The 15052-nt window shown below is 61.3% G+C and carries 14 protein-coding genes; 7 read left to right on the top strand and 7 right to left on the bottom strand.

The annotated features are described in order from the left end of the window. Positions 1-67: 67 nt before the first annotated feature. From araG to ACAX43_RS22735, 3 genes are read left to right on the top strand one after another with little or no spacing between them, the layout of a single operon-like run. Complete coding sequence (gene araG, locus ACAX43_RS22745; RefSeq protein WP_370710668.1) at positions 68-1600, top strand: L-arabinose ABC transporter ATP-binding protein AraG; 1533 nt, start codon at positions 68-70, stop codon at positions 1598-1600. A gap of 48 nt (positions 1601-1648) precedes the next feature. Beyond that, the gene (gene araH, locus ACAX43_RS22740; RefSeq protein ID WP_370710667.1) at positions 1649-2653 is read left to right on the top strand and encodes an L-arabinose ABC transporter permease AraH; all 1005 of its coding nucleotides are present in this window, start codon (positions 1649-1651) and stop codon (positions 2651-2653) included. A 60-nt stretch (positions 2654-2713) separates the two neighbouring features. Then, complete coding sequence (locus ACAX43_RS22735) at positions 2714-4447, top strand: IlvD/Edd family dehydratase (protein ID WP_370710666.1); 1734 nt, start codon at positions 2714-2716, stop codon at positions 4445-4447. 250 nt (positions 4448-4697) lie between these two features. Here the strand turns inward: ACAX43_RS22735 and sap1 are convergent, their stop codons facing one another. Together sap1 and speG are read right to left on the bottom strand one after the other, a co-directional pair. Next, complete coding sequence (sap1, locus tag ACAX43_RS22730) at positions 4698-5039, bottom strand: surface attachment protein Sap1 (protein WP_370710665.1); 342 nt, start codon at positions 5037-5039, stop codon at positions 4698-4700. A gap of 452 nt (positions 5040-5491) precedes the next feature. Continuing rightward, a complete protein-coding gene (speG, locus tag ACAX43_RS22725; protein WP_370710664.1) occupies positions 5492-6034 on the bottom strand; it encodes a spermidine N1-acetyltransferase in 543 nt (180 codons plus the stop codon). A 254-nt stretch (positions 6035-6288) separates the two neighbouring features. Here speG and ACAX43_RS22720 point away from each other — a divergent pair, with 254 nt between their 5' ends. Beyond that, positions 6289-6492, top strand: coding sequence for a hypothetical protein (locus ACAX43_RS22720; protein WP_370710663.1), 204 nt, complete (start codon positions 6289-6291; stop codon positions 6490-6492). A gap of 69 nt (positions 6493-6561) precedes the next feature. On the opposite strand, the gene ACAX43_RS22715 is transcribed toward ACAX43_RS22720, so the two are convergent. Next, positions 6562-6987, bottom strand: a complete 426-nt coding sequence (locus tag ACAX43_RS22715) for an HIT family protein (protein WP_370710662.1) — start codon at positions 6985-6987, stop codon at positions 6562-6564. A gap of 87 nt (positions 6988-7074) precedes the next feature. Further along, positions 7075-7602 carry an Lrp/AsnC family transcriptional regulator gene (locus tag ACAX43_RS22710; RefSeq protein WP_370710661.1) on the bottom strand — a complete coding sequence of 176 codons (528 nt, stop codon included), beginning with the start codon at positions 7600-7602 and terminating at the stop codon, positions 7075-7077. Positions 7603-7754: 152 nt separating this feature from the next. On the opposite strand from ACAX43_RS22710, the gene mdeB reads away from it, so the two are divergent. Both mdeB and ACAX43_RS22700 read left to right on the top strand, forming a co-directional pair. After that, positions 7755-10505, top strand: a complete 2751-nt coding sequence (gene mdeB / locus ACAX43_RS22705; protein ID WP_370710660.1) for an alpha-ketoglutarate dehydrogenase — start codon at positions 7755-7757, stop codon at positions 10503-10505. A gap of 223 nt (positions 10506-10728) precedes the next feature. Continuing rightward, positions 10729-11055, top strand: a complete 327-nt coding sequence (locus ACAX43_RS22700) for an ecotin precursor (RefSeq protein ID WP_370710659.1) — start codon at positions 10729-10731, stop codon at positions 11053-11055. 99 nt (positions 11056-11154) lie between these two features. Here ACAX43_RS22700 and ACAX43_RS22695 read toward each other — a convergent pair whose 3' ends face one another. From ACAX43_RS22695 to mnmE, 3 genes are all read right to left on the bottom strand, one after another. Then, positions 11155-11316: a hypothetical protein gene (locus ACAX43_RS22695; protein WP_370710658.1), complete on the bottom strand. Its 162-nt coding sequence runs from the start codon at positions 11314-11316 to the stop codon at positions 11155-11157. 121 nt (positions 11317-11437) lie between these two features. Further along, entirely contained in the window at positions 11438-12649 is a 1212-nt protein-coding gene (locus tag ACAX43_RS22690) for a tyrosine-type recombinase/integrase (protein WP_370710657.1), read from the bottom strand. A 174-nt stretch (positions 12650-12823) separates the two neighbouring features. Next, a complete protein-coding gene (gene mnmE, locus ACAX43_RS22685; RefSeq protein ID WP_370710656.1) occupies positions 12824-14218 on the bottom strand; it encodes a tRNA uridine-5-carboxymethylaminomethyl(34) synthesis GTPase MnmE in 1395 nt (464 codons plus the stop codon). Between the two features lie 346 nt (positions 14219-14564). Here mnmE and ACAX43_RS22680 point away from each other — a divergent pair, with 346 nt between their 5' ends. Continuing rightward, positions 14565-15029 carry an XRE family transcriptional regulator gene (locus tag ACAX43_RS22680; RefSeq protein WP_370710655.1) on the top strand — a complete coding sequence of 155 codons (465 nt, stop codon included), beginning with the start codon at positions 14565-14567 and terminating at the stop codon, positions 15027-15029. The last annotated feature ends 23 nt before the right edge of the window (positions 15030-15052 follow it).

Genomic DNA, 15052 nt, shown 5'->3' with positions numbered 1-15052 from the left:
GCTGCGGGCCGAATCACGCTGACGCGCGCTCGGCCTGCGCAAGTTGTCCACCAGCAAGAGGCTTCCGATGACGGTTTCCCACCCTGGCGAAGCGCCCTCGCCTACGCTTACGTCGACCGACCCGTATCTGCAACTCGACGGCATCACCGTGCGCTTTCCCGGCGTGCTCGCGCTCGATCAGGTATCGCTCGACGTGCGGCGCGGCGAAGTGCACGGTTTGATGGGCGAAAACGGCGCCGGCAAATCGACGCTGCTCAAAGTGCTGTCCGGCGTGAATCAGCCGGCGGCGGGCACGTTGTCGCTCGATGGCGTCGAGCAGCAGTTCGTCACGACCAAGGCCGCGATCGCGGCGGGCGTCGCGATCATCTATCAGGAACTGCATCTGGTGCCGGAGCTGACGGTTGCCGAAAACCTGATGCTCGGCGCCCTGCCCAACCGCTTCGGCGTGCTCGACGAAAAAGCGCTGGTCGCGCGTGCGGTGCGCGAGTTGGAGAGGCTCGGCGAAAAGATCGCCCCCTCACAGCAGGTGAAGAATCTGTCGATCGGCCAGCGGCAGATGATCGAAATCGGCAAGGCGCTGATGCGCGACGCGCGCGTGATCGCGTTCGACGAACCGACCAGTTCCTTGTCGTCGCGCGAAACCACCCAGCTGTTCCGAATCATCCGCGCGTTGAAGGCCGAGGGCCGCGCGATCATCTACGTCACGCATCGGATGGATGAAGTCTACGAACTGTGCGATCGCGTGACGGTGTTTCGCGATGGCCGCCGCATCGATACGTTCGAAGCCGGTGAAGGACTCGATCGCGATCGGCTGATCAGTTGCATGGTGGGCCGTTCGATCGCCGATGTGTACGGCTACCGTTCACGCGAGCTCGGCGACGTGCAGCTCGACGTCAAGGAATTGATGGGACGTGGCTTGCGCGAACCGGCTTCCTTCAAGGCACGCAAAGGCGAAATCCTCGGCTTCTTTGGCTTGGTCGGCGCGGGACGTTCGGAGCTGATGAAGCTGATCTATGGCGCAGTCAAACCGACTGCCGGCGAGATCATGCTCAAAGGCAAGCGCGTGCGTTTCGCTACACCGCGCGATGCCGTGCGCGCGGGCGTCGCGCTGTGCCCGGAAGATCGCAAGCAGGAAGGCATCGTCTCGATCGCTTCGGTATCGGAAAACCTCAACATTAGTTGCCGCCGCCATTTCAGCCGCTTCAACGTGCTCAACGGCCGCAAGGAAGCGCAGACGGCCAAGGAGTTCATCGGCAAGCTCGCGATCAAGACGCGTAACGGCGAAACGCCGATCGGCACGCTTTCGGGCGGCAATCAGCAGAAGGTGATTCTGTCGCGCTGGCTTGCCGAGGACATCGACGTGTTTCTGATGGACGAACCCACGCGCGGCATCGACGTCGGGGCGCGCAGCGAGATTTACGGCCTCTTGTATGGGCTTGCCGATGCGGGCCGCACGGTGATCGTCGTATCAAGCGATCTGGCCGAAGTGATCGGCGTGGCGGATCGCGTGATCGTGATGAAGGAAGGCCGCATCGTCGGCGATCTGCCGAAGGCGCAGGCCACGCCGGATGCGCTGATCAAGCTCGCGCTGCCCCGCTGATACGGCCGGAAACAGATACACGCTGCCATTGAAAACGGAATACACATCATGAACACACCCTCAACCGACTCCTCTGCGCCAGCCATCGCTTCCTCGGGCTTGAGCGCGCGCGCCGCACGCACCTGGGACCTGATCAACAAGTCCGGCATCGTGATGGTGTTCGTCATCCTGTTCGCGGCTTTGTCGTTCACCGTGCCGGATTTTTTAAGCTCGCGAAACATCCAGGGCTTGTTGCTTTCCGTCACGCTAATTGGTTCGATATCCGTAACGATGATGTTCGTGCTCGCGTTGGGCGAAGTGGATTTGTCGGTGGCGTCGATCGTCGCGTTCGCGGGCGTGGTCGCTTCGACGCTGATCACCGCCACGCATAGCGTCATGCTCGGCATTGCCGCCGGCGTAGTCGCGGGTGGCGCGGTCGGGCTGGTCAACGGCGTGCTGGTCGCGCGCTACAAGATCAACTCCCTGATCGTGACGCTCGCGATGATGGAAGTTGTGCGCGGCCTCGCCTACATCACCTCGAACGGCGACGCGGTGATGATCTCCGAAGAGCGTTTCTTCGACCTCGGCGGCGGCTCGTTCCTCGGCATTTCCTATCCGATCTGGAGCAACATCGTCGGCTTCGTGCTGTTCGGCTTTCTGCTGAAGAAGACCGTGTTCGGCAAGAACGTGCTGGCGGTCGGCGGCAATAGCGAGGCCGCATTGCTCGCGGGCCTGCCGGTCACGCGCATCAAGATCACCGTGTTTGTATTGCAGGGCCTCGTAACAGGCTTTGCAGGCGTGATGCTCGCGTCACGCATGAGTCTCGGCGACCCAAAAACGTCAGTCGGGCTCGAACTCGGCGTGATTTCCGCATGCGTGCTCGGCGGTGTCTCGCTGACGGGCGGCGTCGCGACGATTTCCGGCGTGCTGGTCGGCGTGCTGATCATGGGTTCCGTGCAGGACGCAATGAGCCTGATGAATGTGCCGACCTTCTACCAATACCTGATTCGCGGCGGGATTCTGCTGCTCGCGGTGCTGTTCGATCAGTTCCGCCGCAGCAAGCGCGTCCATTGAAGACCGACGCGCGCCCCGGGCTAGGCGTCCCGCCCTACATGCTTGCCAACAGGAGATTTCATGGCTGATCCCCACCAGACTAAAAAGCCGCTGCGCAGCCAGGCGTGGTTCGGCCTCAAGGACCGCGACGGTTTTCTGCATCGCTCGTGGATGAAAAACCAGGGCATTCCGCACGACGAATTCGACGGGCGTCCGGTGATCGGCATCTGCAATACGTGGTCCGAATTGACGCCCTGCAACGCGCACTTTCGCGAGCTCGCCGAGTACGTGAAAAAAGGCGTGCATGAAGCCGGCGGCTTGCCGCTCGAGTTTCCGGTGATGTCGCTGGGCGAAACCAATTTGCGGCCTACCGCGATGCTGTTTCGCAACCTGGCGTCGATGGACGTCGAGGAGTCGATTCGCGGCAATCCGATGGACGGCGTGATCCTGCTGGTGGGTTGCGACAAGACCACGCCGGCGCTGCTGATGGGCGCGGCGTCGTGCAATCTGCCGTCGCTGGCGGTGTCCGGCGGCCCGATGTTGAACGGACGGTTTCGCGGCAAACATATCGGCTCGGGCACCGGCGTCTGGCAAATGTCGGAGGAAGTGCGTGCGGGCTCGATGACGCAGGAAGAGTTCACCGAAGCCGAGTCGTGCATGAACCGCTCACGCGGCCATTGCATGACGATGGGCACGGCCTCGACGATGGCCTCGATGGTCGAATCGCTCGGCATGGGCTTGCCGCACAATGCGGCAATTCCCGCAGTCGATGCACGCCGGCAAGTACTCGCGCATCTCGCGGGCCGGCGCATCGTCGATATGGTTCGCGAGGATCTGACGATGGACAAGATCCTCACGCGCCAGGCGTTCGAAAACGCGATCCGCACGAATGCGGCGATCGGCGGCTCGACCAATGCGGTGGTGCATCTGATCGCGCTGGCGAAGCGCATCGGCGTGGAACTCTCGCTGGAAGACTGGGAGCTCGGCTCGAACGTGCCGTGTCTGGTGAATCTGCAACCGTCAGGCGAATACCTGATGGAAGACTTTTACTACGCGGGCGGTTTGCCGGCCGTGCTCAAACAACTCGGCGAGCAAGGCCTGCTGCATCGCGAGGCGTTGACGGTGAACGGCAGGACGATCTGGGACAACGTGCGCAACGCGCCGAATCACGACGAGAAGGTCATCACGACGTTTGCCGAGCCGTTCAAGCCGAAGGCCGGCATTGCGGTGCTGAAGGGCAACCTGGCGCCGAATGGCGCGGTGATCAAACCGTCGGCGGCCACCCAGCATCTGCTGAAGCATCGCGGCCGCGCGGTGGTGTTCGAGACTATCGAAGAATTGCACGCGAAAATCGACGACGAGTCGCTCGACATCGACGAGCACTGCATCATGGTGCTCAAGGGTGCGGGGCCGAAGGGCTATCCGGGCTTTGCGGAAGTCGGCAACATGCCGCTGCCGAAAAACGTGCTGCAGAAAGGTATCACGGACATGGTGCGCATTTCCGACGGCCGCATGAGCGGCACGGCCTACGGCACGGTGGTGCTGCACGTGTCGCCGGAAGCGGCGGCAGGCGGGCCGCTGGCCTTCGTGCAAACCGGCGACATGATCGAACTCGACGTCGAAGCACGCCGCCTGCATCTGGACGTCACGGACGAAGAACTGGCGCGCCGGCGCGCCGCATGGCAGCCGCCTGCGCCGCCTGCGCGCGGCTACTACAAGCTCTACGTCGAACACGTGCTCCAGGCGGACCAGGGCGCGGATCTCGACTTCCTGGTTGGATCGAGCGGCGCGCCGGTGCCGCGCGATTCGCATTGATCGGCGCTTGACCCGCTAACGGTTGTTCCTGCGCTTTGCGAGAAGGCGTACTGCCGATGTGGATTGTGAAAATCCACATCGGTTTTTTTACATCTGCTTCAAAGCAGAAATGCGCAGAAATAAAAACGGCCGGGCATTTGCGTTGCCCGGCCGTTTTTAAGTCACAGATCCACAACCCGGGCTTTTTTAAGCCAGAGGATTTATGGCGCAAATCAAACTCCGGCGCGTCGCCGGAGCGTTGGCGTTTAGCTTATGGATGCTTGATGAATCGATCGTTAGCCCACAGGCCTTCCGTATCGCTATTGGCGGAATTCACGAATTCGATGTCATGACCGACCACACGCACGACGCGGAAACTTGAATTTTCCGGCGCGGAAACGCACTGATATCCGGAGAAGAATTCCTGCATCTTTTGCTGTTCACCCGCTAGCGCGTGCTGATCGGCGGCGTCGAGTTTGTCCTTCGACAGGCAGCCATACGCGTTGGGCTTGAACTGGATGGTTTGCAGCGGCTTGACCATGATGTCTTGCGCCTGCACGGAAGCGGCAGCCAAACCCGCAATGGCGAAAACAAGGGCGATTCGCATTTTCATATTTTCCTCCGGTGCGGGTTGAAGACTCGGGTTAGCTATGTATTTAACTTTAACGTCGAACCCGCACCGCCCACTTTAGGAGAATGCGAGAGAACAACAAGCACATCTTGTGTGCGGTCGCAACAGCGGCGAATTGTCGCACCACCCTTCGCAGGTGCTTAAACCTTAGGCAGTCGCTTAAATAGATGAAATTCAACGAATAAATAAAAGACGGGGAGGGCGCGTCGCTTTAACCAGTAAAGCTTTGCGGTGCGTATTGGCGTAAACGAGGGGCAACAATTAAGTGATTTAATACAATTAACGAATGCATTTGGTGCATTGCACACTAAGTCATTCGCTCGACCACTCAAAGATCGCGAAATAACGGTGTGTTTGCAGAAGATAAAAGGTGCCAGGTGAGCCAGGTGAGCCAGGTGACGCGGCATGGCGTCCCTGGGCGACGTAGTAGCGGGTTACTCCCTGTGCTGATCGGTCTTGAAGAACTCGGACTGGAACAGGCACATGCGCAACGCATTGTGATAACTGCCATTGCCGAAAAATTCTTCGATCAACTCGGCCTCGTGCCTGAAACCGCACTTCTCATACACGTGGATGGCGGCGGTATTCGCTTTGTCGACGATCAGGTAGACCTTGCGCAGATTCAGGACTGAAAACGCATAGTCGATCGCGAGCTGGGTGGCGACGGTGGCGTAGCCGTGGCCCTGCGCATGCGGGGCGATGATGATCTGAAACTCGCCACGGCGGTGGATATAGTCCAGTTCGATCAACTCGACGACGCCGACGGTTTGACCATCGTTGTCGATGGCCACGAAGCGGCGCTCGCGCAGATCGTGCACGTGTTGGTCGTACAACTGGGTGAGTTCGGAGAACGTTTCATAAGGCTCTTCGAACCAGTAACGCATGATTTTCGCGTTGTTGTTCACCTCGTGGACGAAGCGCAGATCGGTGCGCTCGAGCGGGCGCAGGGTCAGTTCACTGCTGCGTTCGATAGTCATTGGATTCCCCTTGAGAACTATTGATTTGAATTGCGCGCTCAACGTGCAAGCCTGGGCGCGCGTTTCCTTGTTAGTCCGGCCCCCGCGCAGGGAGTTCTTGCAATGCGGGAATCCCGCGCGGCGCGTTTTTGCAAGCAGCGAGCCGCCGCGCGGGTTCGGCGAGGGTGGGGCGTCGCGTTGTCGCAGTCAGGTTATCGCAAATTTGTGAGCGGCCCGGCACCGTGTGGGCATGTGCGGTGCTCTACAATGAAATCATGCTCTTGCGATTGGAGGCTACCGTGATCGAGCACTTGATATTGGGCGCCTTTCTGGTCATCCCGCTACTGATCGTCACGTTCCTTTTCTCCGACGAATTGTGGCAAGAGCATCGGCACCTGCACGACATTCAACCCATGCACGCGAAACCTCATCGCATCGACTGGCGGCATCCGCTGCGCCGCACGCGGCATCGGCTTTGAGTCATCCATCCGGTGCGTTGCAGGGTTATCGCGCTGCAGGCGCGGGGGGGCGAGGCGAGAGCGATCCGCTCAGTGGGCACGCCAATGACCGCGAATCCGTTTGGCCAGCGCTTCGAGCGTGGCCGCATCGGCGACCTCGCGCGCGTGCATGCGCAGCGGCTGTCCTTCCCAGCGTGGGATCACGTGAAAATGCACGTGCGGCACGGTTTGTCCCGCCGCGCTGCCGTTGAACTGTCCGATGAACACGCCGTCCGGGCTCAGGGCCGCGCGTATGGCGATGGCGAGTTTCTGCGCCATGCGTATGCAGGCCACCGTCGATGCATCCGACAATTCGAAAATCTCGACTGCCGCTTCCTTCGGTACGACCAGCACATGACCGTCGGCTTGCGGCATCAGGTCCATGAAGGCCAGTGCGGCATCGCTTTCCGCCACTTTGATGCAGGGTAGTTCGCCGCGCAGAATCCTCGCGAAGGGATTGCTGTCGTCGTAGTTCATCGCGTGTCCTCTCTGGTTGCCAGTACGTATCAAGGTGTTTCTAGGGTTGCCGGTATTGTCCACCACATCTGTTACACCGCGCATGGCTTAGCGCCAGTCGGTCGCAACGTCGTCGGGATCGACCAGCGTCAGTCCCGACGACGGCAGCGGCAGCGCCGTCTTGTAGCGAACCTGTTTGAGCGCAAAGCTCGAACGAATGTTGGAGATGCCCGGAATCTTCGTCAGATGATCGACGATGAAGCGCTCCAGCGCCTGCATATCGGGCATGACCACGCGTAGCAGATAGTCGGCGTCGCCCGTCATCAGATAGCACTCCATGACCTCGGGGCGCTCGGAAATCGCCTGCTCGAAACGCAGCAGCGCGTCTTCCACCTGCTTTTCCAGACTCACCTGAATGAACACGTTGATGCGCAGCCCGAGCGGCTCCGGATTCAGCAGCGTGACCTGCTGCTTGAACAGGCCGAGCTTTTCGAGCGCGCGCACGCGGTTGAAGCACGGTGTGGGCGACAGATTCACCGAGCGGGCCAGATCCGCATTGGTGATGCGCGCGTTCTGTTGCAACTGGCTCAGGATCCCGATGTCGATGCGGTCGAGCCGCCTGGGTGGCGTGGTCATAGATGAAATATTCCGTGGCAGGGGCGAAATTCGGAATAAATAGCCTATCGTAGCGCGGGTTCGCAAGCAAATGAGAGCCTCATTTTGCGAGTACGTGGTTACCATTAACTCACTCGATCTTGAACCGAACGCGTCGATGCGGGAGTGGTGCCATGACGGATTTGTCCAACGGTAGCGAACAGTTGCAGTCTTTGGATGTTCAACGCGCCGAACGCGCGGAGCGTGAGGATACCGACCCGCAGGAAACCGCCGAATGGCTGGAGGCGCTCGATGCCGTGGTCGCGCATGTCGGCCGTGATCGCGCCCAGTTTCTGTTCGACAAACTCGCGGGGCATGCGCTGTCGCTGGGTGTCGAATCGGCGCGGACCAACGTCACGCCTTACCAGAACACGATCCCGTTCGAGCAGCAGCCGCGCTATCCGGGCAATCTCGAACTCGAAGAACGGCTCGCCGGCGCGCTGCGCTGGAATGCGCTGGCGATGGTGGTGCGCGCGAACCAGGCGTACGGCGAACTGGGCGGCCATATTGCGAGCTATGCGTCGGCCGCGGATCTGTTCGAGGTCGGCTTCAATCATTTCTTTCGTGCCGCGGCGCCAGGCGGCGAGGAGGGCACGGGCGACCTCGTGTACTTCCAGCCGCATTCGTCGCCGGGCGTGTATGCGCGGGCGTACCTCGAAGGCTTTTTGAGCGAGCAGCATCTGCAACACTACCGTCGCGAGATCGCTGGACCGGGCTTGTGCTCGTATCCGCATCCGTGGCTGATGCCGGACTTCTGGCAGTTCCCGACCGGGTCGATGGGCATCGGTCCGATCAACGCGATCTACCAGGCGCGCTTCATGCGCTACCTCGCCAATCGCGGCCTCGCCCAGACGGACGGGCGCAAGGTGTGGGGCTTCTTCGGCGATGGCGAGATGGACGAGCCGGAATCGACCGGTGCGCTGTCGCTCGCGGCACGTGAAGGGCTCGATAACCTCGTATTCGTGATCAACTGCAATCTGCAGCGCCTAGATGGCCCGGTGCGCAGCAACGGCCGCATCATCGACGAACTCGAGGCGCATTTCATCGGCGCCGGCTGGAACGTGATCAAGGTGGTGTGGGGTTCGGACTGGGACGCGCTGTTCTCCCGCGACCGCACTGGCGCGTTGCTGCGTGCGTTCGCGCATACCGTCGACGGCCAGTTCCAGACCTTCTCGGCCAACGACGGCGCGTACAACCGCGAGCGCTTCTTCGGTCAGACCCCGGAGCTTGCGGCGCTCGCCGCGCAACTGAGCGACGACGACATCGACCGCCTGCGCCGCGGCGGCCACGACGTGCGCAAACTGCACGCGGCCTATGCGAAAGCGCTCGCGCATCGCGGGCAGCCGACGGTGATTCTCGCGAAGACGATGAAGGGCTTCGGCATGGGCACGTCGGGCCAGGGTCGCATGACCACGCATCAACAGAAGAAACTCGGCTTCGACGACCTCAAGGCGTTTCGCGACCGCTTTCGCCTGCCGCTCACGGACGAGGACGTCGAACAGGTGAAGTTTTACAAACCCGCGGACGACAGCCCGGAGATGCAATACCTGCATGCTCGCCGGGCTGCCTTGGGAGGCTATCTGCCCAGAAGGCGGAGAGTGGCATCGAAGGGGCTGACCGTCCCGCCGATGTCCTCCTGGGGACAATTCGCGCTGGACGCGAAGGGCCGCGAGATGTCCACGACGATGGCGTTGGTCCGCATGCTGACCGCGCTGCTCAAGGACCGCGAAGTCGGCCCGCGCGTGGTGCCGATCGTCGCCGATGAAGCACGCACCTTCGGCATGGCGAACATGTTCCGTCAGGTTGGTATCTACTCACCCCTTGGGCAGTTGTATGAGCCGGAAGACCTCGGCTCGATGCTGTACTACCGCGAGGACACCAAAGGGCAGATTCTCGAGGAAGGCATTTCCGAAGCAGGCGCGGTGTCGTCGTGGATCGCGGCCGCGACTTCGTACAGCGTGCATAACCTGCCCATGTTGCCGTTCTACATCTACTACTCGATGTTCGGCTTCCAGCGCGTCGGCGATCTGATCTGGGCGGCGGCGGATCAGCGCGCACGCGGTTTCCTGATCGGCGCGACGTCGGGCAAGACGACGCTTGGCGGAGAGGGATTGCAACATCAGGACGGCTCAAGCCATCTGGCGGCATCGACGATTCCGAACTGCCGCGCCTACGATCCGGCGTTCGCTTATGAGGTCGCCGCGATCGTCGACGAGGGCATGCGCGAGATGGTCGAGGAACAGCGCGACGTGTTCTATTACGTGACGGTGATGAACGAGAACTACGCGCAGCCTTCAGCGCCGGGTGGCGGGTTGCAGACGTTGCGCGAGGGCATTCTTAAGGGCATCTATCTGCTCGCCTCGGAAGCGCAGGAGACAACTTCGGCGGCTTCAGCGCAGGTGCAATTGCTCGGCGCGGGCGCAATCCTCGGCGAAGTGATCGCGGCGCAAAAGATGCTCAAAGACGAATGGCAGATCGATGCTGCGGTATGGAGCGTGACGAGCTTCACCGAGCTGCAGCGTGATGGGATGACGTCGGAGAGAAACGCGCGTCTTGGCGAGGCGGCAAAAGCGCCGTACGTCACGACAGCGCTCGAAGCATCCCAAGGCCCGATCATCGCCGCGACCGACTATGTCCGCGCCGTGCCCGAACTGATTCGCGCCTATGTACCGCGCCGCTATGTGACGCTCGGCACCGACGGCTTCGGCCGCAGCGACACGCGCGAGGCGTTGCGCGAGTTCTTCGAAGTGGACCGCAAAGCGATTGTGATCGCGGCGTTGAAGGCGCTGGTGGACGAAGCCGCAATCGACGCAAGCGTGCTCGCCGAAGCGCGCAGCCAATACCGAGGCGACACGCCGGTAGGCGCGGCTTCGTGGCAATGCTGATCAGCCGCTCACTGCTCGTCGAGCCTGCATGCGACGTGGCGAGCCCCTCGATTGCAGTGCGGATCTTTTCGGCCGGCAACTGCAATCCACTGCGAGGGCGCGTTAGGCAAGGAGGGCGCTTTTCTCAAGCGTTACAACGGTAATGCCCCGTTACCAACTGCAGCATCTATTTCCGCGCGCGCCATACACAATCCATTCCATGCCTAACGGCGGGAGTGAAAACATGAAAAAGATTGCGGTGGCATTGTTGATGGCCGGAAGTCTGAGCGTGGCGGGGCAAGCGTCGGCGCACGGCAATGGCGGCGATGTGGTCGGTGCGCTGATCGGCGGTGCTCTGCTGGGCGCGGTGGTGACGTCCGTGTTGAATCCGGCGCCTGCGGTCGCTTACCAGCAGCCTGTGTACGCGCCCCCTATGTACCAGCCAGCGCCGGTCTATGCCGGCCCCCCGCCGGGATACTGCTATGACCAGTACGAGCGCGCGTACGTCGCCTGCGCGGCGCCGCCGCCGGAACAATACGGATATCCGCAGCAGCCTCAACGCGGCTGGTAAATGAAATGCGCTGGCGCGCGCATCTTTTCCGATGCGCGCGTGCACCAGAGAAAAGGCCGTCGCGTGGTGCGACGGCCTTTTTTGTTGGGGTGTCTCCGCTCAATGCTTGTGATGCAGCCACTCCGCATAGTGCGTGTCGAGCCAGCGTTCGAGACGCTCCGGCTTGTTCTTGTGGCGAGAGTGGGACGTAGCCCAGATCACCGCGCCGACCAGCAGCATCACCAAGGGTCCCAGCAGATAAGCCATTAACGATTCAGACATGGGGAGCCTCCGTCTCGGCTTTCGTCCATGTTTTAGTTTAGGCGATGAACGGCGGGAAGGAAGGACGCCGTGAGGGGTGTTCGCCGGCGAGCAATAGCAACCGGCTCGGCACCTGCCGCGCTTACCCGATCACGCCTTCTCGGCCGCTCTCGATCTGGGCGTCCACAAAGTCCGCCCACAGTTGCAAGATTCGACGCAGCGCGGCGGCATGTTCAGCGGGGTCGCCGACGCTCGGCGTATCGTTGACTGCATGCGCCAGCGCATTTTCGATTGCGTCCGCGGGCTGTCCCATCTCGCGCAGGTGGGTCGATGCGGTGCGTCGAAAGTCATGTAAGACGAAATGTTCCACGTCGAGCCCCAGTGCCTTGACGGCCTGATTGAGCGTGCTCTTCGCGATCGGCCGATCGTCGCCCCGGACGCTCGGGAATACGAAATTCCGACTGGCTCTGGCGTCCTGAAGCTCACGAAGCAGGGCGACCGCCTGATGCGGTAGATACACCACATGCTCACGGTCCTTGTTCATCCGCGCGGCCGGTATCTTCCATCGCGCGGCGTCAAGGTCGAATTCGGACCATGCGGCTTCGACGATGTCTGATTTCCGCACCATCGTCAGCACGAGCAGATGCAAAGCCAATTTCAGCGGCCGGCGAATACTCGATGCGTAGATCGCCCGCAGCATGGCGCCCATTTCGTCTGGAGCGAGCACGCGGGTGCGGCTGTCCGGTGTTGCGATGAAGCGGGCGGGGACGCGTTCGGCAGGGTTGGTCATAGCGAGTTGCCGGGCGATCAGGTACTCGTAGAGCCGTTTGACCGCGTTGCGCGTGTGCAGCGCCATCTTGGGCGAGCCACGGCTTTTGATGCGGTCGCAGATTGCGCGGATGTCGTCGTCCGTCACGGCGCTGATCGGCTTGGCGCCGATGGTGGAGAGCACGTCCTTTTCGAGCGCGCGCCGCGTGCTGCGCTGATACTCCGCCGACTTGCCGGCCATCTCCGTCGCGAGATAGAGCGCCGCGCCCTCGCGCAGGAGCTCCGCCTTGCTTTCCGCACCGCGATCGCGGCGCGCCGTGGCCGCCGGCGAGACGCCGCTCGCGACCATCTCAGCGTACTTCTGCGCTTTGGCGCGCGCGACCCGCAGTGAAAGCATCCGATAGTCGCCGATCGTGACGAGCGGCTGCCGCTTGCCGTTCAGCGAATAACGGAAGCGCCAGATCTTGGTGCCCGTCGTCATGACCTCGATGACGAGGCCGTTGCCGTCTGCGATGCAATAGCGGGTTGCGCGCGGCTCGAGCGCGCGGATCTGCGTTTCGGTGAGGGGGACGGCGAGTTTGGGCATCTCGGATCGTTGATACACGGACGGTGGCGATTCTAAACCGTATGTCTTCTGTGTACCAAAGCAATGCGCGGATTTAGGTACACATAGAGGGCTTGGCGCGTGATCTGCGGGCTTTCTAAAAATCCAGCTTAGTCTTATAAGACAAGACTTACGTACAAGCCAAGCGAGTCTTTTCTACTTGCCGATACAAAACCGGCTGAAAATCACCCCGAGCAAGTCGTCCGAACTGAATTCGCCCGTGATCGAGTTCAGCTGGTCCTGCGCGAGCCGCAGCTCTTCGGCGAACAGATCCAGCGCTTGAGCGTTCTGATCGGCGTGCGCCGCAGCCGTCGCCAGATGTTCCTGGGCCGCCCGCAGCGCAATTAGATGCCGCTCGCGCGCGAGGTAAACACTCTCCGCGCCCGCCTGCCAGCCGGCGATTCGCAGCAATTCCCTACGCAGCAGCGCAACACCGTCGCCCTGTTTCGCCGACAGCCGCACTTCGCTCAACTCGGGATCCGCGTCGAGCAATGTCACCGCCGGCGCGAGTTCGGTCAGGTCCGTCTTGTTCAGCACACGCACCACCGGCACGCCGCCCGTGAAACGGCCGGCGATGGTTTCGTCTTCAACGGTCATGCCGGTTCGCGCATCGAGGAGATGCAGCACCACGTCCGCGCGCTCGATCTCGCTCCACGTGCGCGCGATGCCGATCTTTTCCACCTCGTCCTCGGTATCGCGCAGGCCGGCCGTATCGATCACGTGTAGCGGAATGCCTTCGATCTGGATGGTCTGCGCGACCTTGTCGCGCGTCGTGCCGGCGATCGGAGTGACGATCGCCAGTTCCGCTCCGGCGAGTGCATTGAGCAGCGACGACTTGCCGACATTCGGCTGCCCCGCGAGGACCACCGACAAACCCTCACGCAACAATGCTCCCTGACGCGCCTCGCTCAGCACATGCGCGAGCCGCTCGCGAATCCGCACGAGCTTGCCGCGGGCGTCGGCGGCTTCGAGAAAGTCGATTTCTTCTTCCGGGAAATCGAGCGTCGCTTCGACCAGCATTCGCAGCGTGATGACCTCTTCGACCAATGCGTGGATGTCGCGCGAAAACGCGCCGTCGAGCGAGCGTCCCGCCGAGCGCGCGGCGGCCTCGGTGCTGGCCTCGATCAGATCGGCGACGGCTTCGGCTTGCGCCAGATCGAGCTTGTCGTTGAGAAACGCGCGGCGCGTGAATTCACCCGGCTCGGCCAGACGCAGACCGAACGCGCGGCCAGCGTCAATGCATCGCTGCAGAACCAGTTGCAGCACGACCGGACCGCCGTGGCCTTGCAACTCGAGCACGTGTTCGCCGGTGTAGGAATGCGGCGCCGGAAAGTAGAGCGCGATGCCACGGTCGAGGGCCTTGCCGCCGTCGTCGAGAAACGGCACGTAACTGGCGTGCCGCGACGCAAGTGCCTGACCGGTGAGCGCATGCATTAGCGGCTGCGCGGCGGCTTCTCCTGCGCGGCCGAACGAAATCCGCACGACGCCGATGCCGCCCCGGCCGGGTGCGGTGGCAATGGCGACGATCGGATCGGAGTCGGTGGCGAGCATGGAAATGAAGCTGTCAGAAGGAATTGAATGCGCAGGAATGGGCGCCGGGCATTGTAACGCGGGCATCCTCTGGCCTTGGAATGGGCCAAATTCCTAACGCGAACTTATTCACATCAGACAAATAAGGATTTATCTCACACAAGCTAAGATAGCCTAAGACTCATTTGCGACTGGTTCGCGCGCCAGGATGCTTAAACCGCATGCTACGCAAGGAAAAGACGGAATTCGGTTAAATCGTTGAACACGTTATTAGGTGGCGATTTCAAGCTAAAAATAGCTTATTTACGCTAGAAAATAGCGCGATTGGTTGTCCACTGATTATGCGCCGAATTGCACAATCGGGCCCATGCCGACCTCCAAAGAAAAAGCAGCTTTCGCCAAACGGCTGAAAGACTCACTCCCCAACGACATTAAGGGTGGGACCGATTTAGCCAGGGAATTCAATCTGCTTTATCGAAGCGGCCCTGCGGTCTCACCGCAAACCGCGCACAAATGGCTCGCAGGTACGACGATTCCAAAGCGCGATAAGTTGCAGGTTTTAGCCGCATGGCTGCAAAAAGATGTTCACTGGCTGCATTACGGGCCGACCCCATCCGGCAAGGCTAAACCGCTTGGCCGTGGCGAGAAATATCCGCTCGCGCCGGAAACGATCGAGCTGGTTACGCGGATGGCAAACCGGTTCGTGGGTTTGTCGCCGAAGCAGCGCAATCTGGTGGAAGAACTGATGACGGAATTTGACGGCGGCACGCAACAGGAAACCGGCGCCGCGCCTGAAGACGCATCGAAAGATAAGGATCCATTGGCCGAGTAGTAAAAAAGCCGCCCGGTTTTACA

It is taken from the genome of Paraburkholderia sp. IW21 (assembly GCF_041321145.1).
GTDB lineage: Bacteria > Pseudomonadota > Gammaproteobacteria > Burkholderiales > Burkholderiaceae > Paraburkholderia.
This window is presented reverse-complemented; position numbering and strand designations above follow the sequence as displayed.